Annotated in this window: 19 protein-coding genes; 14 read left to right on the top strand and 5 right to left on the bottom strand. The window is 71.8% G+C overall.

Features of this window, described 5'->3' with window-relative positions; genetic code table 11:
• Window positions 1-11: 11 nt before the first annotated feature.
• The 3 genes from KI385_RS01525 (at window position 12) to KI385_RS01515 (ending at window position 3,527) form a co-directional block, all read left to right on the top strand.
• A complete protein-coding gene (locus KI385_RS01525; RefSeq protein ID WP_238570427.1) occupies window positions 12-1,340 on the top strand; it encodes an MFS transporter in 1,329 nt (442 codons plus the stop codon).
• A gap of 163 nt (window positions 1,341-1,503) precedes the next feature.
• Window positions 1,504-2,736: a CaiB/BaiF CoA transferase family protein gene (locus tag KI385_RS01520; RefSeq protein WP_238570426.1), complete on the top strand. Its 1,233-nt coding sequence runs from the start codon at window positions 1,504-1,506 to the stop codon at window positions 2,734-2,736.
• Complete coding sequence (locus tag KI385_RS01515; RefSeq protein WP_238570425.1) at window positions 2,733-3,527, top strand: enoyl-CoA hydratase/isomerase family protein; 795 nt, start codon at window positions 2,733-2,735, stop codon at window positions 3,525-3,527. Before KI385_RS01520 ends, KI385_RS01515 begins: the two co-directional genes overlap by 4 nt.
• Window positions 3,528-3,549: 22 nt before the next feature.
• Here the strand turns inward: KI385_RS01515 and KI385_RS01510 are convergent, their stop codons facing one another.
• Entirely contained in the window at window positions 3,550-4,632 is a 1,083-nt protein-coding gene (locus tag KI385_RS01510; protein WP_238577521.1) for a protein kinase family protein, read from the bottom strand.
• Between the two features lie 258 nt (window positions 4,633-4,890).
• Here KI385_RS01510 and KI385_RS01505 point away from each other — a divergent pair, with 258 nt between their 5' ends.
• Window positions 4,891-5,319 (top strand): hypothetical protein, encoded by a 429-nt coding sequence (locus tag KI385_RS01505; protein ID WP_238570424.1) that lies wholly within the window; start codon window positions 4,891-4,893, stop codon window positions 5,317-5,319.
• 74 nt (window positions 5,320-5,393) lie between these two features.
• Here the strand turns inward: KI385_RS01505 and tgmB are convergent, their stop codons facing one another.
• The 4 genes from tgmB to KI385_RS01485 form a co-directional block, all read right to left on the bottom strand.
• A complete protein-coding gene (gene tgmB, locus KI385_RS01500; RefSeq protein WP_238570423.1) occupies window positions 5,394-6,323 on the bottom strand; it encodes an ATP-grasp ribosomal peptide maturase in 930 nt (309 codons plus the stop codon).
• Between the two features lie 6 nt (window positions 6,324-6,329).
• Complete coding sequence (gene tgmA, locus KI385_RS01495; protein WP_181923501.1) at window positions 6,330-6,521, bottom strand: putative ATP-grasp-modified RiPP; 192 nt, start codon at window positions 6,519-6,521, stop codon at window positions 6,330-6,332.
• A gap of 208 nt (window positions 6,522-6,729) precedes the next feature.
• Complete coding sequence (locus KI385_RS01490; RefSeq protein ID WP_238570422.1) at window positions 6,730-8,328, bottom strand: hypothetical protein; 1,599 nt, start codon at window positions 8,326-8,328, stop codon at window positions 6,730-6,732.
• Window positions 8,329-8,370: 42 nt separating this feature from the next.
• Window positions 8,371-9,858 (bottom strand): alpha/beta fold hydrolase, encoded by a 1,488-nt coding sequence (locus KI385_RS01485; RefSeq protein ID WP_238570421.1) that lies wholly within the window; start codon window positions 9,856-9,858, stop codon window positions 8,371-8,373.
• 168 nt (window positions 9,859-10,026) lie between these two features.
• On the opposite strand from KI385_RS01485, the gene KI385_RS01480 reads away from it, so the two are divergent.
• The 10 genes from KI385_RS01480 to KI385_RS01435 all read left to right on the top strand — a co-directional run bounded on the left by KI385_RS01480 (window position 10,027) and on the right by KI385_RS01435 (window position 21,618).
• Window positions 10,027-11,283: an ATP-grasp domain-containing protein gene (locus KI385_RS01480; protein ID WP_238570420.1), complete on the top strand. Its 1,257-nt coding sequence runs from the start codon at window positions 10,027-10,029 to the stop codon at window positions 11,281-11,283.
• Window positions 11,280-12,167, top strand: coding sequence for a Rossmann-like domain-containing protein (locus KI385_RS01475; protein WP_238570419.1), 888 nt, complete (start codon window positions 11,280-11,282; stop codon window positions 12,165-12,167). Before KI385_RS01480 ends, KI385_RS01475 begins: the two co-directional genes overlap by 4 nt.
• Complete coding sequence (locus KI385_RS01470; RefSeq protein WP_281066768.1) at window positions 12,164-13,312, top strand: PLP-dependent cysteine synthase family protein; 1,149 nt, start codon at window positions 12,164-12,166, stop codon at window positions 13,310-13,312. The genes KI385_RS01475 and KI385_RS01470 overlap by 4 nt, the downstream gene beginning before the upstream one ends.
• Complete coding sequence (locus KI385_RS01465) at window positions 13,309-14,367, top strand: mandelate racemase/muconate lactonizing enzyme family protein (RefSeq protein WP_238570418.1); 1,059 nt, start codon at window positions 13,309-13,311, stop codon at window positions 14,365-14,367. Before KI385_RS01470 ends, KI385_RS01465 begins: the two co-directional genes overlap by 4 nt.
• Window positions 14,364-15,623 carry an MFS transporter gene (locus tag KI385_RS01460; protein WP_238570417.1) on the top strand — a complete coding sequence of 420 codons (1,260 nt, stop codon included), beginning with the start codon at window positions 14,364-14,366 and terminating at the stop codon, window positions 15,621-15,623. Before KI385_RS01465 ends, KI385_RS01460 begins: the two co-directional genes overlap by 4 nt.
• A 9-nt stretch (window positions 15,624-15,632) precedes the next feature.
• Window positions 15,633-16,445 (top strand): class I SAM-dependent DNA methyltransferase, encoded by an 813-nt coding sequence (locus KI385_RS01455; RefSeq protein ID WP_238570416.1) that lies wholly within the window; start codon window positions 15,633-15,635, stop codon window positions 16,443-16,445.
• Window positions 16,446-16,512: 67 nt separating this feature from the next.
• Complete coding sequence (locus KI385_RS01450) at window positions 16,513-18,123, top strand: ABC transporter substrate-binding protein (RefSeq protein ID WP_238570415.1); 1,611 nt, start codon at window positions 16,513-16,515, stop codon at window positions 18,121-18,123.
• Window positions 18,120-19,073, top strand: a complete 954-nt coding sequence (locus KI385_RS01445; RefSeq protein WP_238570414.1) for an ABC transporter permease — start codon at window positions 18,120-18,122, stop codon at window positions 19,071-19,073. The genes KI385_RS01450 and KI385_RS01445 overlap by 4 nt, the downstream gene beginning before the upstream one ends.
• Complete coding sequence (locus tag KI385_RS01440; protein ID WP_238570413.1) at window positions 19,070-19,975, top strand: ABC transporter permease; 906 nt, start codon at window positions 19,070-19,072, stop codon at window positions 19,973-19,975. Before KI385_RS01445 ends, KI385_RS01440 begins: the two co-directional genes overlap by 4 nt.
• The gene (locus KI385_RS01435; RefSeq protein ID WP_238570412.1) at window positions 19,972-21,618 is read left to right on the top strand and encodes an ABC transporter ATP-binding protein; all 1,647 of its coding nucleotides are present in this window, start codon (window positions 19,972-19,974) and stop codon (window positions 21,616-21,618) included. Before KI385_RS01440 ends, KI385_RS01435 begins: the two co-directional genes overlap by 4 nt.
• Window positions 21,619-21,724 lie beyond the last annotated feature (106 nt).

Genomic DNA, 21,724 nt, shown 5'->3' with positions numbered 1-21,724 from the left:
CGGAGAACCTCATGGACACACCCATCGCAGGAGACCGGCCCGACACCGCGCTGCCGGAGCCCGCCGTCACCACCACCAAGGCGCACCGCGTCATCGTCGCGGCGTCGATCGGGAACGCTCTTGAGTGGTTCGACATCATGGTCTACGCGTTCTTCGCCGGGACCATCGCCAAACTGTTCTTCCCCGCGGCGGACGACACCGTGTCGCTGCTGCTCGTGTTCGGCACATTCGGTGTGACCTATCTGGTCCGTCCGCTCGGCGCGGTCGTCCTCGGCCGGTACGCGGACCGTGCGGGCCGCAAGGCAGCCCTGATGGTGTCCATCCGCATCATGATGCTCGGGACGTTCCTGATCGCCGTCATGCCGACGTACCCGACGATAGGCATCGCCGCCCCGATCGCGATCCTCTTCTCCCGCCTGCTCCAGGGCTTCTCCGCGGGCGGGGAGTTCGGCAGCGCCACCGCCCTCCTGGCCGAGCACACTCCCCGGATGCGCGGCTTCATGGCCAGCTGGCAGTTCGCCAGCCAGGGCGTCGCCACCCTGCTCGCCGCCGGCTTCGGCACGCTGCTGACCAGCACACTGTCGGACGCCCAGCTGGAGTCGTGGGGCTGGCGGATACCGTTCGCCTTCGGCCTGCTGATCGGGCCGATCGGTTTCTACATCCGGCGCTACCTCGACGACGCACCGGAGTTCGCCCGGTCCGCGCGGCAGGAACCCGAGCGGAGCCCGGTGGGGGAAGTGCTGCGGGACCACAAGAGCAGCGTGCTGCTGTCGATCGGCGCCATCGCGGTGTCCACGGCCCTCACCTACCTGATCGCCTACATCCCCAGCTTCGCCGTGAAAGAGCTGCACCTTCCCGCCTCCACGGGCTTCGCGGCGGCCATGGTGACCGGTGCGGTGCTGACGGTCGTCACGCCTCTGATCGGCTACCTGTCCGACAGAGTGGGCCGGGTCCGGGTCATGTCCGTCTTCGCGGTGCTGATCCTCCTGCTACTCCTCCCCTCCTTCGGCTACCTCGTCGCCCACCCCGGCTTCGGCGTCATCCTCGGCGTGATGTTCCTCGTCGGCCTGCTCAAGGCCGGCTACTTCGGGCCGCTGCCCGCCCTGATGTCCGAACTCTTCCCGGTCACGAGCCGGGCCACCGGCGTCGCCCTGAGCTACAACCTGGGCGTCATGCTCTTCGGCGGAACCACCCCGCTGGTCATCGTCTGGCTGATCGACGCGACGGGCAACGACCTGGCCCCCACCTGGTACCTGTCCGGCCTGGCGGTTCTCAGCCTGACGGCCGTCCTTCTCGCCCGCCGCCGGCTCCGGGCCGTGGGCGCCGCCACCGACGAGTGACAGGCGGCCGGTCCGGGACGGACGATCCGCCCACCGGCCCGGACCGGCGCCACCCCCATCCACCGCGCCGACCACGCCTGGCCCACCCACCGCGCAGCGACCACGCCCTGTCCACCGCGCCCCCGAGCGTGCACCGCTTTCCTCTGCGAAAGGGCTCGCCCCGATGATCTCGACCACCCCTCCCGTCCCCGCGCCCGGAGCCGAAGCGTCACCCGCGCTCACCGGAATCCGCGTGCTGGATCTGTCCCGCATCCTGTCCGGCCCGCTCGCCACTATGGTCCTGGCCGACCTCGGCGCCGAGGTCATCAAGGTCGAGGACACCAAGGACGGCGACGACACCCGCCAATGGGGCCCGCCGTTCCAGGGCACCGAGGCCGCCTACTTTCTTGCCGCCAACCGCAACAAGCGCGGGATAGCGGTCGACCTCAAGACCGACCAGGGCCGGGAGTTCGTGCTGCGGCTCGCGGACCGGGCCGATGTGGTCGTGGAGAACTTCCGCCCGGGCACCGCCGACCGCCTCGGCCTGGGCCACCGCGACCTGTCCGCCCGCAACCCCCGCCTGATCTACGCCTCGATCTCCGGCTACGGACAGACCGGCCCCTGGGCCACCCGGCCCGGCTACGACGCCATCGCCCAGGCCCAGAGCGGGATGATGAGCATCACCGGAGAACCCGGCGGCCGGCCCATGCGGCCGGGCGTCGCCACCGCCGACATCGGCGCGGGCATGTGGGCCGCCATCGGCATCCTCGCCGCCCTCCAGGCCCGCCGGACCACCGGCCGCGGACAGCACGTCGACATCTCGCTGCTCGACGGCCAACTCGCCTGGCTCACCTACGTGGCCGGCGGCTACTTCGCGACCGGCGCCGTCCCCGCTCCGCATGGCTCGGCCCATCCCACGATCGTCCCCTACCAGGCCCTCGCCACGGCGGACGGCCATGTGATGGTCGCCGCCGGCAACGACAAGCTGTGGCGGCGCCTCGCGGACGTCCTCGGCCTGGCCCCGCTCGGCCATGACCCCCGTTTCGCGACCAACCCCGACCGGGTCCGCCACCGCGAGCAGCTGATCCCGCTGCTGGAGGAAGCCCTCGCCCGGCGCGGCGCCGCCGAATGGGCACAACTGCTGGACGACGCGGGCATCCCGTGCGCCCCCATCAGCGACGTCGCCCAGGCGCTGAGCGGCCCGCAGGCCGTCGCCCGCGGGATGGTCACCGAACTCGACCACCCCACCGCCGGACGCCTGCGCACCGTGGCCTCCCCCCTGAAACTCAGCGCGACCCCTGCCCGCATCCGTACGGCACCACCTCTGCTGGGCCAGCACACCGACGAGGTACTCGCCGAGACCGGCTACTCCCCGGCGGACATTGCCGAACTCCGTGCCTCGGGGGCCGTACGGTGACCGGTACCGGAGCCATCGGCATCCGGCGCGACGGCGCTCTCGCCACGGTCAGGATCGGCAGCGGGCGCCGCGCCAACGCCCTCGGCACCCGCGACTGGCAGGCCCTCGCCGCCCTGTTCCACCAGCTCGCCGAGGACCGGACCCTGCGCGCGGTCGTCCTGTCGGGGCGCGGCACCGGCGCCTTCAGCGCAGGCTCCGACATGCGCGAATGGCTCTCCGCCGACCCCGCCGAGATCGAGGCGAGCTTCTCCGCCATGGAGACCGCGCTCACCGCCGTCGAACGCCTCCCGGTCCCCGTGGTCGCCGAAGTCCGCGGCACGGCCGCCGGAGCCGGCTGCCAACTCGCCTGCGCCTGCGACCTCAGGGTCGTCGCCTCCGACGCCAGGCTCGGCATGCCCATCGCCCGCTGGGGCATCCTGGTGCCCCCGGCCTTCGCGGCCCGTATCGCGCTGCTCACCGGCCCCGCGGCCGCCCGCGATCTGCTGCTCACCGGCCGGCTCGTCGACGGCGAAGAGGCGGCGCGACTCGGTCTGGCCACCGTCAGCGTCCCCGAGCCGGAACTGGCAGCCACTACCTCTGCCCTCGTCGCCTCGATCAGCGAACACCCTCCGCCGGCCGTCCGCGCCGCCAAGCGGTCCGTCGACGCCCTGCTGGCCCCCGCCCGCGACCGGTTGCGCCGGCTGCCCCCGGGACCCGCCGCCGACTACGCCAGCCTCCAGCACAGCCTCAACGCCTTCCTCTCGCACTCCCTCACCACCCCCGCCTCGGGCAGCCCGACAGGGGGTGGGTAGGTCACCTGCCGCGGAGGTGGCGTCAGCTCGGAACCGTGGCCCCGGCGCCCAACTCCCGCGCGATCTCCACGGTCGGGAACCGCGTCCGCTTGCTCTTCGTGAGCAGACGGCGGTGGAAGCCGTCCAGGACGACGGCAGGGCGGGCGTGCCGGTCGATGATGGCGGCGATCTCGGCCGGGATGCCGCCAGGCCGTCGGCCGGCGATCCAGTCACGCAGGAAGGCTCCGCGTTCCGTGTCGCCGCGCACGCCGTCGAGCAGATGGTGATGGAGCAGGTGGCTCGCGGTGTAGCAGTGGTCGTACGCGAGGTGGTCGGAGAGGAACTCGGTCTCATCCGCTGAAAGGTCGAAGCGGGAGCTCAGGGCAAGTCCGAAGTCAGCGAAGTAGAGCCGGCGGCCATCGGTCAGGATGTTGGCGAAGTGGGCGTCGAAGTGGACGAGTTCGCGAGAGCTCATGAAGGCGGTCCCGCGCGCCAGAGCCTCCTCCACCCAGGGGTAAGGCGAGCCGTCTCCGCCTTCCGGCACGGCAGCCTTGCGGCGGTCGTTCAGCCATCCGGCGAGTGTGTGCGGTACGTGTTCCAGGAAGAGCACCAGGCTGGACGAGGACCGTCCGATGGCCTCCAGCCGGTGGCGAACGGCCGGTGATCCCTCCCAGTGCGCGACGGCCCCCTCCAAACCCCCGAACTCGTCGGTGAATCCTTCGGGAGGGGAGTCGGGCAGGACCCGCCAGTGATACATCAGCGGGAAACCCGCGTACTCGTTGCCGAGAACCCAGTTGGTGGTCATGGTGTGCACCGCAAGCTCCCGCCAGGCACCGAACCCGGCCGAGCCCGCCCCGTACTGGTAGAACATCGGCAGCCCGAAGACGTTCGCCGTCGACCGCGCAGACTCCGGCCGCAACTCGATATCCGTCAGGGGGACCCGCTTGACGAAGACGCGCGTCCCCTCGATGTCCAGCTCCGCCGACCTGCCGCCGATACCGGACCCGAGCGGGGCGGCGGCTGCCACGCCCTCCCCGAGCCGATGGTCGCTCAGCAAGGAGAGCTGGGTGCTCACAGCCCCGTATCGAGCCAGGCGCGCGGCAGGCAGCGGATCCTGGTCAAGTATCGACGCTCCTCGGTGCCCGAACCAGGGCTTCGGCGATCGCATGAACGGGACCGACCCTACGCGCCGGCGAGGCCGCCGTTCTCATGGATGACCGCGTCCGCCAGATTCAGAACAGACCCCACCACCACGGGAGATCACATAGGATCGCGATCCAAACCGAACAACTGTCGCAGTCACCCGCAGAGTCGGAGAATTCTCTCCGTCGCAGCAGACCAAGGTGACAGGCGGCAGGTGACAGTACAGGGGGAAGGAACCTCGATGAAGACATCCCGTCTTGGGCGTCGGCTCGCCGGGACCGCAGCCGTCACCATCATGGTCGGCGCAGGTGCACTGGTCGCGGCGCCGTCCGCTGTGGCCAAGGCTAATCTGCTGGCCATCGACAAGGTCTCGCTGCACGATCCGGGCGTCCAGGTGAACGTCACGTACTCCTGCGACCCCGGCATGAACCACCAACTGGTCGCCAACGCGGCCAAGGTCAACCAGACCGGTCACGACGAGTCGGTCGCCGCGGGCACCATCAAGGCCGACAAGCTCGCCTGTGACTACAACAGTCACGCGGCAAAGGTGACCATGCGTCCGGCTGCCGGTTCGCACTTCGCCAAGGGCGACAAGGTGAAGGTCACCGTCTTCTATTTCGACAATGACGGCTTCAGCTATGCGCGTCAGGAGACGGTCGCCGTTCTGTAGGCACGTCATCCCGCCCCGGTGGACCGGCCACTCGCGGTCCGCCGGGGTATGTCGTATGCGTCGAGCGGCGTTTTCTACGTGAACGGCTCGGCGGCCAGCCAGGTGGCCACGGCCTGGGCGAGCGGCTGGTCGGTGTCGAGCTGGATGAAGCCGAACTGGCCGCCCTGGTTGCATTCCAGGAACCACCAGGTTCCGTCCGTTTCCTCGGCGAAGTCGAAGGCGCCGTAGGCGAGTTGAGCGGTGGTCATATAGCTCTCCACCGCCCGGTGGACGGCGTCGGGGACCGCGACGGGCTCCCAGGTGCTGTTGTCCGTGAAGCGGCTGTCCACCTCGTCGGGGTCGGATTTCTTGCGGGCGGCGGAGAGATGGCTGCCGATGCAGGTCAGCCGGATGTCGGCCTGCTTGCGGATGTGCCGCTGGAGCAGGGTCGGGCCGGCCGCGACACCGGCGAAGTCCACGTCCGGGCTGATGCGGGTGGTGGGCAGCACCAGCGGGGGATCGCCGGGGTGCTTTCCGGAGATCGATTTCACCACGAGGTCCCGGTGGGTGGCCGCGAACTGACGGGCGACCGACGGAAATGTGGTGATCAATGTGGGGGGCACGGCGAAGCCGCTGTGGTGGGCGGTGTGGAGCTGCCACGGTTTGTAGCGTGCCTGCATGGCCGCGACGGGATGGTTCATCCAGCGTGCCCGGGTGCAGCTGAGCATGCCGTACAGCGCCTGCTCGGACTCGGCCGTGAGCCAGGTGGACTGCTCCGAGGCGCGTGCCCCGGGAGTGCCGGGCCGGCGGACCCATATCGAGCGCAGGCTGCCGAGGCTCACCATGCGTTCGCCTGCCTTGAGGTACCCGTGGAAGTCGTCCCTGACGTAGTCCGCCGACAGGGCGACCGTCCCGGGCAGGTCGGCCGGGTCGAGGCGTACGAGCGGGACGCCGAGGTCGTGCAGCGTCGACACCACCATGTCCGCTGTCAAGTCCTCCTCACAGGTAAGGATCAGGACGGTCATCGGCGCTCAGTCGTCGAAGTGGGTCTTGGAGCCGGCGGTGGAGGCGGTGGTGCCGGTGGCCAGCAGCACTGCCCGGCTGCAGGTGGCCGGACGCCCGTCGGGCAGGACGTTGAGCTGCCGCGTGGCGTCGTAGGTGTACGGAGTGCTGGTCGGTGACTTCACCGCCGGACGGGCGTAGCTCAACGCGAACGGTCGCATGCCTTCTCCTTCATAGCCCGGTTCCTGAACCCTGGGACGCTTGGATGGGAAGCTCGGCCTGATAATTCTGTACAGAGCTTGTGATGAACCTGGTCGAATAATTATCACTTTTGATCGTTTCTGCGGACACTATTGACGAAGCTGTAGTGAGGGCGTAAGTGACGGCCCGATGCGTGCTGCCCAGCGGCGCAGGTGCCCGGGCCCTCGGTCAGATTCCGCAGTCGACGATGCGTCCGTCGACGGTGCCGATCAGCAGTCGGCCCGGCCCGGCGACGGTGAGAGAGAGCGGGTCCGCCACTATGCCGTCGATGGACAGCAGGCGCCGCTGGCGTACGGTCCCCTCGCCCGCATGCAGGGCAACCACCTCGCCGGAGTTGTAGGCGACGTACACCGTCTCGCCATCGGTGTCCATCGCCGTCGCCTGTGCGTCGGCCAGGAACACCCACGCGGGTGCCCCGTCCGGCAGGCGCCGGCGGGTGACGAAGGCATCACCGGGCCGGAGGCCGTGCGGATAGGGGAAGGTGCCGGCGTGGACGAGGGCCGGGCCGTGTGCGTCGTCGAGATGGACGGCGGGACCGCCGACCAGGTGCGCATTGCGGGCGCTGTCCCATTCGAGCGGGAAGAGTCTGTGGACCTGGGGAGGCGCCGCGCCGTCCGGTGGGTCCACCCGCACGACCCAATTTTCCGCCGAGTGCCGGTGCGGATCCCCTTGCAGGAAGAGGAGTTCGGGGCTGTGGCGGACCGGGAGGTGATGGTTGAACAGGTCGTAGCCGCCCAGCTCCAGGCGGGCTGCCTCGCGATGGCCGGGGGAGACCAGCACCGTGACGGGGCGTTCGACGTGGTGCCGGCAGTCGCGCAGGGCCAGCCAGCCGTCGTGACGGGCGACGCAGGCGACGGCGAAGCCGGGGTCGACGGTGTCGAGAACGGCGCCGCCGTCGACGGACAGCCGGTCGATCGGGTACGGCCGCTCGTGCCAGCCGTCTCCGTCCCAGCGTGTCCGGCCGCTGGTGTTGACCCACGCCGAGCGCCGGTCCGGTGTCAGCAGGATCTCCCGGCCACCGTCTTGGCCCGCGACGGCCCACTCCCGTATCCCGTCCGGGCTCCAGCACTCCAGCTGTATCCCGTCCAGCGTGGCCAGGATGCGGCCGTCGTCCAGGGGTTCCACCGCCCAGACGAGCTGCCGAGGCGCCCAGGGCGTCCAGGCCAGATGCGCGAGCTCCCGGCGGAGGTTGTCCGGCGCGTCAGGTATCCGCGCATCGGGCGGGCCCCACGGCAGCTCCTCCGCTGCCACCATCCCGTCGGTGGCAGCGGTCCAGTCCTCGCACTCGATGACGTACCGGAGCGCATCCGGGCCATCGTCGTCGAGGTCTTCCTCGTCGTCCGGTGCCAGGAAGACCTCCAGCGTCCGGTCGTCGAGCCACCGCAGGCCGCAGATGTGCCGATACCGCCCCTCCATCACGGAGACGACCTTGCCGGAATCGAGGTTCAGGAGCAGCAGTTCACCCTCCTGACTCCAGCCGCCGGTGCCGATCGCGAGCAGCGGCAGGCTCGGATGGAACCGCAATACGCTCACCGGCCAGTGGGACCGCAGCAGATGGTGGCAGCGTGCCCCGTCCGCTGTGTAGACCCCGACCCTCGACCGGGTCCAGCCCCGTGCCGCATCCCAGCCGGGCCACTGCATAGTGCCGAGCGCCCCGCCGATCGCGAGCAGGCCGAGCCGCTCGTCGCGTACGGCTGTAGTGGGGAACCCGATCTCGGCGTACGGACGGCCGCCGAATATGCGGTGGATGGTGAGTGGTTGATGCATGAGGACGGTTCTACCCGAGAATCGAAAGCCTGGTCGGCCAGGTTACGGACTTGGCAACCCCGGCCCGAGGCAGTGCACGTCGGTGCTCGGTACCACCCCGTCGACCAGGTACTTCGCCGCCGCGCCGTCCACGCAGGCATTGCCCCGGCTGGCGAACACCCCGTGTGAGTAGTCGTGGTGCAGGGTGATCAGACGGGAGCCCGGCAGCCGCCGCCGCAGTGCGTGCGCGCCCTCGATGGGGGTGACGGGATCGTGCTCGGAGGCGATCAGCATCACCGGGGGCGCCTCGGCACTGCCGAGGGGAGTGTTGTGCACGGGCCGGTGGTGCCAGAAGGCGCAGACCGACGCCTCCATGCCCGTGAGTACCGGTTGTGGGTCGAGCCGCCGGATCCGCCGGATGTCGGCGACCACGCGCCCGGGCGTGGGAGCGTGGCTGTCCGCGCACTTGACCGTGCGGTTGGCCGCCTCGTACGTGCGTGACGCGGCGCCGTCGAAGGGTTCGGCGGGGCGGAGCCGTGCGGTGCTGCCGTTGTCCAGGTAGGCGCGAATGCCGTCGGCGAGTGGGGCCCAGCGCTCGGTGCGGCCCAGCGCCCGGTAGACGGCGCGGTCGAACTCCGCCGCCCCGAAGCCCTCGACCGGACGCCGGGCAAGCCCATCGCGCACCCGCTGGTAGGCCGCCCGCACCACATCACCACTACCGCCCAGCCCAAACCGCCCCGAGTGAACAGCAACCCACGACAGGAACTCCGCGCGCCGGCGAAGCAGCGCCCGACTCTGTTTACGGTCGAAGTCGTACCACCCCCAAGGCCCGACGACGCTGTCCAGCACCATCCGCGCGATGTGCCGCGGGAATTGAGCGGCGTACGCGGCGCCGAGATAGCTGCCGTAGGAGACGCCGAGGAAGCTGATCCGCCGCTCGCCGAGAGCGAGGCGGATCGCGTCCATGTCGTGGGCGGTCCGGGTGGTCGACAGATACGGCAGGGCCGCTCCGGCACCGGCGGCGCAGTCGTCCGCGGTCCGCCGCAGGGTATCGAGGTAGGCACGCTCGGCCGCGCGGCCGGCCGGTACGGGGTCCTGGCCGGGGCTGTCGAAGAGGCCGCCCATCGGGCCGCACTGCACGGGCGTGCTCTGCCCGGTGCCGCGCGGGTCGAAGCCGATGACGTCGTAGGAACGCCGCACGCTCTCGGGGAGCTTGGCCCGTTTGGTGACGGCATACGGGAGGCCCGCGCCGCCGGGCCCGCCGGGGTTCACCAGCAGCACTCCGCGCCGCTCGGCCGGTGGGCCGTCGGCGCGGACACGGGAGACGGCTATGTGGATCTGCCTGCCGTCCGGACGGCTCCGGTCCAGCGGGACGCTGAGCCGGCCGCACTCCACATGTGCGGGAGCGGGCGGATCCGGCACGGAGGCCGGACAGGCGCCGAAGTGGAGCGCGGGGGCCGGGGGAGCGGCGTGTACGGGCACGGCCGGGAGGAGGGCGGCCGTGGCGGTGAGCGCGCAGAGCAGGCCGGTGCGGGAAGGGGCGGGGATCACAGGTCTCGCATTCAGGAGCGGCGGTGGGGCGGCGGTGACGGCCGCGCAGCCAGTGGCAATGAAAATGATTATCGTTTACAGTGGCGGCCGGTCAAGCCGCCGGGGTGCTCGCAAGGGCCCCGGCGGCCCGTCCAAGGACCCCAACCACGTTGACGACGAAGGGAAACCGTGGCTCATCTGCTGATGGTCGAGAGCTGGGTCGGAGCGATGAGCAGGCTGCTCCCACGAGCGATCCGCGAGGGCGGGCACGAGTTCACCTTCCTCACCCGCGATGTGCACCACTACCTGCGCTCCGCGCCCGAAGGCACCGCCCATCCCCTGCTGGGGGCCCGCAATGTGCTGACCGCCGACACCAATGACCTCGACGCCCTGCTGCCGACCGTCGACCGCCTGCACAAGGCCCTGGGGTTCGACGGCGTGATCACCTCCTGCGACTACTACCTCCCCACGGTCGCCCGGATCGCCGACCGCCTGGGGCTGCCGGGCCCCTCGCCCGAAGCGGTCGAGAACGCCTGCCGCAAGGACGCGACCCGCCGGGCGCTCGCCCACGCCGGAGTGGCCGGACCGCGGTTCGCGGTCTGCGCGGACCGGTCCGCGGCCGTCGTCGCGGCGGCGGAGCTCGGCTACCCGCTGGTGCTCAAGCCCGTGGACCTGTGCGCGGGGATGTACGTACGACGCGTCGACGACGAGGAGGAGTTGGTCCGCGCCCACCGTGCGCTCGACGACTTCCCCGTCAACGCGCGTGGCCAGCGCCGTGCGCCGCTGGTGCTGCTCGAAGAGCTGCTGCACGGCCCCGAAGTCAGCGTGGAAACCGTGACGTTCGAGGGCCGCACCCATGTGGTGGGAGTGACGGACAAGAGCGTCGGCGGGGCACCGGCCTTCATCGAGACCGGCCATATGTTTCCCGCCGCCCTCACGGCCGCCGACGCAACGGCCGCCGAGCAGACCGCCGTGCAGGCCCTCAAGGCACTCGGACTCGACGATGTCGTCGCGCACACCGAGATCAAGCTGACCCCCGACGGGCCGCGCGTGGTCGAGGTCAACCCGCGCCCCGCCGGGAACCGCATCACCGAACTCATCCGCCATGTGACCGGTAGCGACATCGCCGCCGCCTGCGTGGACGTGGCGCTGGGCCACCCGCCCGATCTGCGGAGACGGGACACCGGGCTGCGCAGTGCCGCGATCGGATTCCTGGTGCCGCGCACCGCGGGCGTCCTGGAGGCCGTCGACGGCGCCGACCTTGTGCGCGAGGCACCGGAGGTGCTGGAACTCCAGCTCGCCGAGCCCGGCAGCGCGGTCAAGCCGGCCGACAGCAACAACGCCTACCTGGGACATGTCATGGCCGGCGATGCCACGGGCCCCGGAGCCCGTGGGCGTGTTGAGGCCCTGCTGTCCGCGCTCTGTCCGCGGGTGGTGAACCGATGACCGGCACCGTCAAGACCGTCATCACTCCGACCGGGGCGCCCCGTTCCGGCGCCGGGCCCACCGCCGCCTCGTACGACGACCTCGTCGCCGGCGTCCTGCGCGGCGACTTCGGTCCCACGCCCGAGACCCAGCGGATCGCCGTGGCCTTCAGCACCCGGCAGGCCGTACGCCATGAAGGGCGCACCGGCGGCTACCGCAATGAAGTGCTGACCCTGCGGCTGGGCGCGGCGGTCGGCTCCTGTGCGCTGGAACCCGGCGAGCTGCCGGAGGCCGCGATCGAGGACTGTGTCGGCGCGGATGTCGCCCGCCTCCTGGAGCACGAGCTGCGCCCGGTGCGGGTGGCCGCCCTCGACGCGTATCTGATGCACGTCCTGCCGCACACGCCCGCGAACGGCGCGCGGCCGTGGTCACTGCCCGCCGGGAGTTCGCTCAGGAAGTCGCGGGCCAGGGCGCGGGCCGTCGTCCACCTCATCGACGCCCCGCCCGGCGCGCGGGTACTCGTGGTGGGCGTGGTCAACTCCCTGCTGGAAGCGCTGCGTGAGCGCGGCCTTTCGTACCTGCCCTGCGATCTCAAGGGCGGTACGACCGAGTGGGGCGAGCCGATCCGTACCGACGCGCTCGCGGAGCTGCCGCGCTGCGACGCGGTGCTCGCCTCCGGGATGACGCTGGGCAACGGCACCTTCGAGCCGCTGCGGGCACACGCGCTGCGGCACGGCATGCCACTGGTGATGTTCGCCCAGACCGGCAGCGCGGTGCTGCCCCGCTTCCTGGGCGCCGGGGTGAGCGCGGTGTGCGCCGAGCCGTACCCGTTCTTCTGGCTCGACGGCGGGCCCGGGATCATCCACCGCTACGGCGGCAGCGCGGCCCCCGGAGCCGCCCGGTGACCACCGCCGTCCTGCACCCCACCGCCAACCGGGAGCTGCTCGGCCTGCTCGGCCGCACCCCGCTCGCCCGGATCACCGCCGATCTGCCCTGCCCGCACCCCGGCTTCTGGGCCAAGCTCGAAGGGCTCGGCGCCGGCGGCATGAAAGCCCGCGCCGCCGTGTCCATGCTGCGCGGCGCCGCGCAACGCGGCGAACTGCGGCCCGGTGCCCCGGTCGTGGAGTCCACCTCCGGCACCCTCGGCATCGGACTCGCCTTCGCGGGCCAGGCGCTCGGCCACCCCGTCGTGCTGGTCGGCGACACCGAGCTTGAGCCCTCGATGCGGCAGCTGCTGCGGACGTACGGAGTCCGACTGGAGCTGGTGGACCGCCCGGCCGCCGAGGGCGGCTGGCAGGCGGCCCGGCTGGCCCGGCTGCGGCAGCTGCTGGCCGAGCTGCCCGGCGCGTACTGGCCCGACCAGTACAACAACCCCGACAACATTGCCGGTTACGCCTCGCTGGCCGCCGAGATGGCGGCCCAGCTGGACCATCTCGATGTCCTGGTGTGCAGCGTCGGCACCGGCGGCCACAGCGCGGGCGTGGTCGGCCCGCTGCGCCGGCACTGGCCGCGGCTGCGGCTGATCGGTGTGGACGCCACCGGCTCGACGATCTTCGGCCAGCCCGCCAGACCCCGGCTGATGCGGGGCCTGGGCAGCAGCATCCATCCGCGCAATGTGGCCTACCAGGCGTTCGATGAAGTGCACTGGGTCGGGCCGGCCGAGTCCGCCGGCGCCTGCCGCCGCCTGGCCCGGTCCAACTTCGTCAGCGGCGGCTGGAGCACCGGCGCGGTCGCGCTCGTCGCGGCCTGGGCCGCCCGTGTGCACCCCGGTGCCGTCGTCGCCACGGTCTTCCCCGACGGGCCACAGCGCTACCTCGGCAGCGTCTTCGACGACGACTTCGCCGCGGCGCACGGGCTCGATCTGACCGCCGCGGCCACCCGCCCCGTCGAGATCCCGCACCCCCAGGCCGCCGAGGCGACGGGCTGGGTCAGATGCCGGACGGTGGCCGACCCGCTCACCGGCCGCCACCAGGAAAGCCGCGACCGGCATGCGCCCGCAGCCGCAGGCCCGTACCCCGCCCGCCAGGACCACTTCGAAGAGGCCCCGTGAAGCTCAGTCAGCGCACCGTACGGCTCGAACTCGCCGAGCCACTGCGCATCTCCCGTTCGACGATGGCGGCCCGTGACGCCGTATGGCTGGCCATCGAGCACCAAGGACAGCGCGGCTACGGCGAGGCCGTCAGCAGTACGTACTACGGCTTGGACGCCACCACCCTCGGACGGCTGCTGAGCGGGACCGCCCTGGAACTCGCCCGCTTCGCCGACCCCGAGACCGCACACGACGCCCTGCGCACCGGCGAACTGCCCGCGCGGGACACGCCCGCCGCGGTCACCGCGGCCGTCGACTCGGCGCTGCTCGACCTCATCGGCAAGCGCGCCGGCACCCCCGTGCACCGGCTCCTCGACGCCCCCACCGCGCCCGTCGCCGCGACCGCCCGCACCCTCGGCATCACCGGACCGCGGGAGGCGGCGCAGCAGGCGGCCCGGCTGGTGCGGCACGGTTTCACCGTCCTCAAGCTCAAGGTGGGTACCCCCGACCCCGAGGACGACCTGGCCCGCGTCCTGGCCGTACGGAACGCCGCACCGCACACCCGGCTGCTGCTCGACCCCAACGGAGCCTGGTCCACCACCCAGGCCACCTCCCTGCTGCCCCGGTACGCGCATCTCGGCATCGAGGCCGTCGAGCAGCCGCTGGCTCCAGGAGACCCCGAGTCACTGGCCCGGCTCGCCGCACACTCACCGCTGCCGATCATCGCCGACGAGGACGCGATCGGCATCGAGGACGCCCGGCGGCTGGCCGGCCGGGTACACGGCATCAACGTCAAGCTCGCGAAGTGCGGCGGCGTCACCGTGGCCCGGAGCATCGCCGATCTGCTCGCCGGCAGCGGCACGTCCCTGATGCTCGGCTGCCTGACCGCCAGCACCCTCGGCATCGCACCCGCCGTCCATCTCGCCCACCGGGCCCGGTGGACCGACCTCGACGGGCACCTCCTGCTCGCCCACGACCCCTGGACCGGCATCGGCGGCACCGACGGCACCGTACGGGCGGGCGACCGGCCCGGCCTCGGCGTACGGCCGGCCGACGGCGAGGAGGCACCGCGATGAAGACCTGGCACGAGATACGTGGCTTCCCGCTCGCCATCCGCCTGCTGCTGATCAACCAACTCGGCGTCAACACCGGCTTCTACCTGCTCGTTCCCTACCTCGCCGTGCACCTGAGCGAGGACCTGGGGATGTCGGCCGCGGTCGTCGGCGTCGTGCTCGGCGTCCGCAACCTCAGCCAGCAGGGACTGTTCCTCATCGGCGGCTCGGCGTCCGACCGGCTCGGCGCCCGCGGCGTGATCATCGCCGGTTGCGCGCTGCGCACGGTGGGCTTCGGCCTCTTCGCGCTCGGCGACAGCCTGGCCGTGCTCCTCGCCGCGTCCGTCCTCAGCGGGCTGGCCGGGGCGCTGTTCAACCCCGCCGTACGCGCCTACCTCGCGCAGGAGGCGGGCGACCGCAAGGCCGAGGCGTTCGCCCTCTTCAATGTCTTCGCGACCACCGGGGCCCTGGTCGGACCGCTCCTGGGCAGCGCCCTGCTGCTGGTCGACTTCCGCGCCTCCGCCCTCACCGCAGCCGCCATCTTCGCGGTACTCACCCTCGCCCAGGCCGTGGTACTGCCCGCACGTGAGGTCGCCCCGGCCACCAACAGCGTCCTGGGGGACTGGCGCGAAGTAGTCGGCAATCGCGTGTTCATGGCCTTCGCGCTGGCGATGGTCGGCATGTTCACCCTGGAGAACCAGCTGTATCTGCTGCTGCCCGACGGCGCCCGCAGGGCCACCGGCTGGGAGGGCGCGGCCGGCCTCGTCTTCCTGGTCGGCACCGTCGCCAACCTCTCGCTCCAGATGCGTATCACCCGTGCGCTGAAGGAACGTGGCAGCCGGGCGCGTTGGATCGGCGTGGGGCTCGGCCTGATGGGCCTGGCCTTCGTACCGCCGATGGCGGTCGCGGGCCTGGGGACACCACCCGGAGGGGTCGGCGGCGCCGCGCTGCGCGCGCTGCCCGTCCTGGCGGGTGTGCTGCTGCTCTACCTGGGCGTCATGATCGCCCAGCCGTTCGTGATGGAGCTGATCCCCGACTTCGGCCGCCCCGACCTCACCGGCACCTACTTCGGACTGTTCTACGTGGTCTCCGGGATCGCCGCGGCCGTGGGCAACACCGTCGTCGGCTGGGCCATGGACACCGGCGACCGCGCGCATCTGCAGTGGCTGCCCTGGGCGTGCTGTCTGGTCTGCGGACTGTTGTCGGCGGCCGGAGTGGCCTGGCTGCACCGACTGCGGGGACTGCCGGTGCGGGTCGCTCCCGTCTCGATGGCGGCGTGAGGAGGACAGATGCGTACGCATGAGACCGCAGCCGAGGGCAGCAACCTCCTCACCGACAACCCGGAGTTGTACGAGGCACGCTTCCCCGATACCGAGCGGCTGGCCGGTCGCTGGGCCGAGGACTGTCTGCGGCGGTACGCGGCGGGCCCACGGGTCCTGGACCTCGGCTGCGGCACCGGGCGCGACGCCGCGTATCTGCACGCGGCCGGGCGCTCGGTCGTCGGCGCCGACCTCTCCGACGCGATGCTGGCATACGCCCGCAGCCACCACCCAGGGCCCCGCTACACCCGTGCCGACCTGCGCGGATTCCAGTTCCCCCGGCGCTCCTTCGACGCCGTGGTGTGCCTGGACAGCGCCCTGCTGTACTGCCACACCAACGCCGAACTGGACGGGCTGCTCGCCTCCTGCCGGCGCGCGCTGGCGCCCGGCGGGCTGCTCGTCGCGGAGATGCGCAACGGAGCCTTCTTCCTGGGCCGTACGGAGCTGCTCGACGCCCCGGCGGTGAGCGGTTTCAGCCGGCAGGGCGTCACCTACGAGTCCACGACCACCCTGTCCGTCGACCGGGCCGCGCAACTACTGCGCCGTACGCGGGTGTGGACCGCCGACGACGGTTCCCCGCCGGTCGGGCAGCGCTCCGCCTGGCGGCTGCTCTTCCCCCAGGAACTGCGGTACGTCCTCGCCGCCCACGGCTTCGAGGTCCTCGACCTGCACGACGGGCCGGGACCACGCACCGAGCCGCCGTGGAAGGAGGGCGCGATGCCGGGGCCGACCGCCGACGCGGACCGGCTGCACCTGGTCGCACGCCTGACCCGCCCTACCTGACGTCCCGTCCCCGCTCCTGCCGACCAACCGCCAACCGCCTCCGCACACCAAGGAATGCCAATCCGCCATGCACCACACCCCTGCCGATGACTCCGTGAACCCCTCCCGCCTCCCCTTCCCTGGCCTGCATCGCCGCGGGTTCCTCGCCGCGGCCGGCGGTATGGCCGGACTCGGCGCGCTCGCCCTCGCCGGGTGCTCCGGCTCCGGCACCTCGGACGATGCGGGCAACAGCGGCGGCAAGCCCCGGCGCGGCGGCAGACTGCGGGCCGCCTTCGCCGGCGGCGGTGCGAGCGAGACCCTCGACCCGCACCTCGCCAACCTCTTCGCCGACGCAGCCCGCGCCAAGGCGCTCTTCGACAAGCTCGCCGACTACGGAGCCGACCTCTCCGCCGTACCGCGGCTCGCCTCCTCCTGGGAGCCCAACGCCGGCCTGGACCGCTGGACGGTCCGGCTGCGCAAGGCGACCTTCCACAACGGCAAGCCGGTCACCGCCCGCGACGTCCTCTACAGCTACCGCCGCATCGCCGATCCGTCCCGGGCGTTCCGCGCCAAGGCGTCACTGGAGCCCATCGACCTCAAGGCGAGCCGCGCCGTGGACGACCGGACGGTGTCCTTCGTACTGAAGCGGCCGACCGCCGAATTCCCCAACCTGCTGGCCGCCTTCGGCGCGTACATCGTCCCCGAAGGAGCCCACGACTTCGACCACCGGCCGGTCGGCAGCGGCCCCTTCCGCTTTGTGTCGTTCACCCCCGGCCGGTCCGCCGTCTTCCGGCGCAACGACGACCACTGGGACGGCGCACCGCACCTGGACGAGCTGGAGTTCGTCGTCGCCAACGAGGAGTCCGCGCGCATCAACTCCCTGCTCGGCGGCCAGGTCGAGTACGCCCACGAGCTGACGCCGACCACCGCCCGCGCGCACGAGGGCAAGGGGCAGATCGAGATCGTACGGCTGCGCAACAGCGCCATGCAGGGCTTCGCGATGAAGACCGACCGGGCGCCCTTCGACGACAAGCGGGTCCGTGAGGCCTTCTTCCTGATCGCCGACCGCAAGGAGCTGGTCGACGGCGCACTGTCCGGCGCCGGCGAGATCGGCAACGACCTTTTCGGCAAGGGCTACCAGTACTACGCCGACGGCCTGCCGCAGCGCGCACAGGACCTGGACCGGGCCCGCCACCTGCTGAAGAAGGCCGGCGCCGACGGGCTGAAGGTCACCCTGGACACCTCCGCCGTGGCCGCCGGGTTCACCGAAGCCGCCGCGATCTTCCGGGACCAGGCCGCCAAGGCCGGGGTGAAGGTGAAGGTGGCGATGGGCAGCAAGGACAGCTACTGGCAGGACACCCTCGACTCCGGAACCCTGTCCTGCTACCGCTCCGGCGCGATGCCCATCGAATCGCACTTCTCCCAGCGGCTGCTGACCAACTCCACCACCAACGCCACCAAGTGGCGGCACAAGGACTTCGACGCGCTCTACCGGGAGGCCCAGTCCACCAAGAACACCCACGACCGCGCCGCCGTCTACGCCCGCATGCAGCGCCGGCTGTACGCCGAAGGCGGCTTTCTCGTCTGGGGATTCGCCGACTGGATTCTCGGCACCGCCCGCACCGTCCGAGGCGTCGCACACCGGGCGCCCGCCAACACCCTGGACTGGGCACGCTTCGACAAGGTGTGGTTCGCATGACCGGACTGCGGCAGTGGCTGCTGCGCCGCCTGCTGCTCGGTTCAGGGCAGCTGGTGGCCGTCGTACTGCTCGTCTTCGCCCTCACCGAGGCGCTGCCGGGCGACGCCGCGGTCGCCCTCGCCGGCGATCAGCCCGACCCCCAACGTATCGCGGCGCTCCGCACCGCGATGCACCTGGACCGGCCCGCTTACGAGCGTCTGGCGGACTGGGCGGCCGGCCTGCTGCACGGTGACTTCGGCACCTCCCTGGTGTCGGGCCGGCCCGTCAGCTCGTACCTCGCCGACGGCTTCGGCCCGACCGTGCTGCTCGCCGCGCTCACGGTCGTCCTGCTGGTGCCCGTCGCCGGTGGCCTGGGCGTCCTGGCCGCCCGGCACGAGGGCCGGTTCACGGACCGCCTCATCAGTGCCGTGACCCTGGCCGTCTACGCCGTACCGGAGTTCGCCCTCGGCATCCTGCTGGTCACCGTCTTCGCACTGCGCCTCGGCTGGCTTCCGCCGACCGCCGTCGGCTACGGCGCCGATCTGCCGACCCATCCCGCGGTGCTGGTGCTGCCCGTACTGGTCCTGCTCTCCCGGCCGGTCTGCTCGCTGGCGCGCCTGGTCCGCGCCGGCATGATCGACGCGCTGGCCGCGCCGTACGCCGCGCAGGCCCGCCGCTACGGCATCCCGGGCGCGCGCATCCGGTACGCGCACGCCCTCCCCAACGCCCTCGCGCCCGCTGCCCAGCAACTCGCCCGCACGGTCGACTGGCTGCTGTGCGGCGTCATCGTCGTGGAGGCCCTGTTCGTGATCCCCGGACTCGGAACGGTCCTGATGAACGCCGTCGCGGAACGCGATGTCCCCGTCATCCAGGGCCTCGCGATCGTTTTCGGCCTCACCGCCGTCGTCCTCAACCTCGGTGCGGACGTGGTCGCCCACCGTTTCGCCCCCCGTGCGCAGGTGGCCGCATGACCACACCGGCAACCGGCGCTCCGCCGACCGGAGCTCCACCCCTCGTCACCGCCCGCACGCGCCCCGGCCGCTTCGCCGTCGCCCTGCTGATCATCGGCGTCCCGCTCGTCCTCGCCCTCCTCGGGCCGCTGTTCGCCGGTGAGGCCGGACCGCGCGCCGCCTCCTTCACCCTGGGCGGTGGGCACTGGGCCGGCACCGACTTCGTCGGCCGGGATGTCTGGCGGCAGGTGCTGCTCGGCGGCCGCCCGGTGGTCGTGACCGCGCTCGCCGCGACAGCGCTGGCCTACGCGGTGGCGCTACCGCTGGGCCTGATCAGCGCACTGACCCACCGCACCTGGCTCGAAGAGCTGCTGATGAGGCCCCTGGACGTCGTGCTCGCCGTGCCGTCCCTGCTCCTCATCCTGCTGGTGGCGGCGGTCCTCGCGCCCGGCCCGATGGGCCTCGCGCTCCTGGTGGCCCTGGTCAACATCCCTGATGCCGCCCGGCTCATCCGGGCCACCGCGGCCGAGGCGGCCTCCCGCCCCGCGGTCGAGGCGCTGCGTATGCAGGGCGAAACCTGGTGGCGGATGGCCGTCGGCTACGTCGGCCGCTCGGCTCTGCGCACCCTCGCCACCGACGCCGGGGTCCGGCTCACCGGCGTGCTGTATCTCGTCGCTACGGCGGCCTTCCTCGGCGTCGGCGTCGAACCGGACGCCGCCGACTGGGCGGTGATGGTGGACCGCAATCGGACGGGGCTGTTTGTGCAGCCCTGGGCCGTGGTGGTGCCGGCGCTGCTGATCGTGGGGCTGACCGTGGGGGTCAATCTGTTGGTCGACGCGGCGCTGGCCACGCGTGAGAGGCGCGTACGGCCCGGCCGCCAACCGGGGGAAAAGCCGGGGGAAATGAGGGAGAGCAGTCCGTGAACAAGAAGGAAGTGAACAAGAAGGAAGTGAACGAGAAGGAAGTCGCCCAGGTCCGGGACCTGCGCGTCGAAATCGGTGACAGGGCGATCGTCGACGGGGTGAGCCTGCGGATGCTGCCCGGCAAGATCACCGCCCTGGTCGGCGGCTCCGGCAGCGGCAAGACCACCACCGGCCTCGCCCTGCTGGGCACATACCCGCCCGGCGCCACGGTGACCGGCGAGATCCGCGTCCCCGAGGGCATCGTCGGCTACGTACCCCAGCACCCCGCCACCGTCCTCAACCCCGCCCGCCCCATATCCGCCCTCCTCCAGGACATCGCACGCACCCAGGTACGCCATCTGCCCCGCCGCGACCGCCGCCCCGCCATCCAGGAACGCATCCTGAGCGCGCTCACCCGGGCCCAGCTCCCCGACGGCGCAGCCCTGCTGTCCCGCTACCCCCACCAGCTCTCCGGCGGACAACAGCAACGCGTCGTCCTCGCACAGGCCCTGCTGACCGGCGCCCGGGCAGTCGTCGCGGACGAACCGACCACCGGACAGGACGCCCTGACGAAGCGTCACCTGACCGCTCAACTGGCCGCCGTGTCCCGGCAGGGCATCGCCGTACTGCTCCTGAGCCACGACCTGGATGTCGTCCGTGCGCTGGCCGACGAGGTCCATGTCATGCGCGCCGGCCGCATCGTGGAGTCCGGCCCGCCGGAACGGCTGTGGCGCGCGCCACAGCACCCCTGGACCCGCGAACTCCTCTCCGCCCCGGGCTCCGCCCCTGCTTCCGCCGAGGTCAGGCCGGAGACAACGACGGCCACGACGGCCGGCGCCGGCGGTGATGGCGCCGACGCCGGTGACCGCAAGGCCGTACTGCGGATACGCGGCCTCACCGCCCGCCACGACACCACCACCGTCCTGCACAGCACCGATCTCCTCCTCCACCCCGGCAGCGGCCTGGCCGTCGTGGGCCGCTCCGGCAGCGGCAAGACCACCCTCGCCCGCTGCCTGGCCGGCCTGCACCGGACCTACGACGGCGAGGTCCTGCTCGACGGCGTCCCGCTGCCCCGCGGCCTCCGTGCCCGTAGCCGTCGGCAACTGGCCGCGGTGCAGTACGTCTTCCAGGACGCCCGCGCCGCATTCGACGAGCACCGCCCGGTCGTCGACCAGGTGACCCGCACCGCGATACGCCTGCGCCACGTCCCCCGGTCGGAAGCCGTGGCCGAGGCCGAGCGCACCCTGACCTCCCTCGGCCTCGCCGTCGACCTCGTACGCCGCAAGCCCGGGCAGCTCTCCGGCGGCGAACTCCAGCGTGCCGCGCTGGCCCGTGCGCTCATGGCCCACCCCCGGGTCCTGATCTGCGACGAGATCACCTCCGGCCTGGACAGCATCACCCGCCGCGGCCTCCTCACCCTCCTCACCGACCTCCTGCACACCCGCCCGGACCTCTCCCTGGTCCTGATCACCCACGACCTCGACACCGCCACCGTCGCCGACCGGATCGCCGTGCTCGACTCCGGCCGCCTCGTCGAACAGGGCCCGACCGACCACCTGCTCGCCCACCCCCGCCACCCGCTCACCGCCTCCTTGCTCCAGACATCCCCCCACCTCGCGTCCACGACGCGGGACGAGCGGACGAGCGGGGTCCGGACCGGATAGCCGGGTACGGACACTCAGGCCCTGGGGCCCACGGCACGGTCACCGCGGGCCCCAGGGCCATAAGGCGTGCGGCAGAACCTCGGCCGCCCGACCCGGCCGCCCGCAG

The sequence above is a fragment of the Streptomyces inhibens genome (assembly GCF_022221585.1).
GTDB lineage: Bacteria > Actinomycetota > Actinomycetes > Streptomycetales > Streptomycetaceae > Streptomyces > Streptomyces inhibens.
This window is presented reverse-complemented; position numbering and strand designations above follow the sequence as displayed.

What these genes read in the sequence shown, in the direction of transcription:
- KI385_RS01525 (WP_238570427.1), top strand. Translation starts at nt 12, where the DNA reads ATGGACACACCCATCGCAGGAGACCGGCCCGACACCGCGCTGCCGGAG.
- KI385_RS01520 (WP_238570426.1), top strand. Translation starts at nt 1,504, where the DNA reads ATGATCTCGACCACCCCTCCCGTCCCCGCGCCCGGAGCCGAAGCGTCA.
- KI385_RS01505 (WP_238570424.1), top strand. Translation starts at nt 4,891, where the DNA reads ATGAAGACATCCCGTCTTGGGCGTCGGCTCGCCGGGACCGCAGCCGTC.
- tgmB (WP_238570423.1), bottom strand. Translation starts at nt 6,323, where the DNA reads ATGACCGTCCTGATCCTTACCTGTGAGGAGGACTTGACAGCGGACATG.
- tgmA (WP_181923501.1), bottom strand. Translation starts at nt 6,521, where the DNA reads ATGCGACCGTTCGCGTTGAGCTACGCCCGTCCGGCGGTGAAGTCACCG.
- KI385_RS01490 (WP_238570422.1), bottom strand. Translation starts at nt 8,328, where the DNA reads ATGCATCAACCACTCACCATCCACCGCATATTCGGCGGCCGTCCGTAC.
- KI385_RS01475 (WP_238570419.1), top strand. Translation starts at nt 11,280, where the DNA reads ATGACCGGCACCGTCAAGACCGTCATCACTCCGACCGGGGCGCCCCGT.
- KI385_RS01460 (WP_238570417.1), top strand. Translation starts at nt 14,364, where the DNA reads ATGAAGACCTGGCACGAGATACGTGGCTTCCCGCTCGCCATCCGCCTG.
- KI385_RS01455 (WP_238570416.1), top strand. Translation starts at nt 15,633, where the DNA reads ATGCGTACGCATGAGACCGCAGCCGAGGGCAGCAACCTCCTCACCGAC.
- KI385_RS01450 (WP_238570415.1), top strand. Translation starts at nt 16,513, where the DNA reads ATGCACCACACCCCTGCCGATGACTCCGTGAACCCCTCCCGCCTCCCC.
- KI385_RS01445 (WP_238570414.1), top strand. Translation starts at nt 18,120, where the DNA reads ATGACCGGACTGCGGCAGTGGCTGCTGCGCCGCCTGCTGCTCGGTTCA.
- KI385_RS01440 (WP_238570413.1), top strand. Translation starts at nt 19,070, where the DNA reads ATGACCACACCGGCAACCGGCGCTCCGCCGACCGGAGCTCCACCCCTC.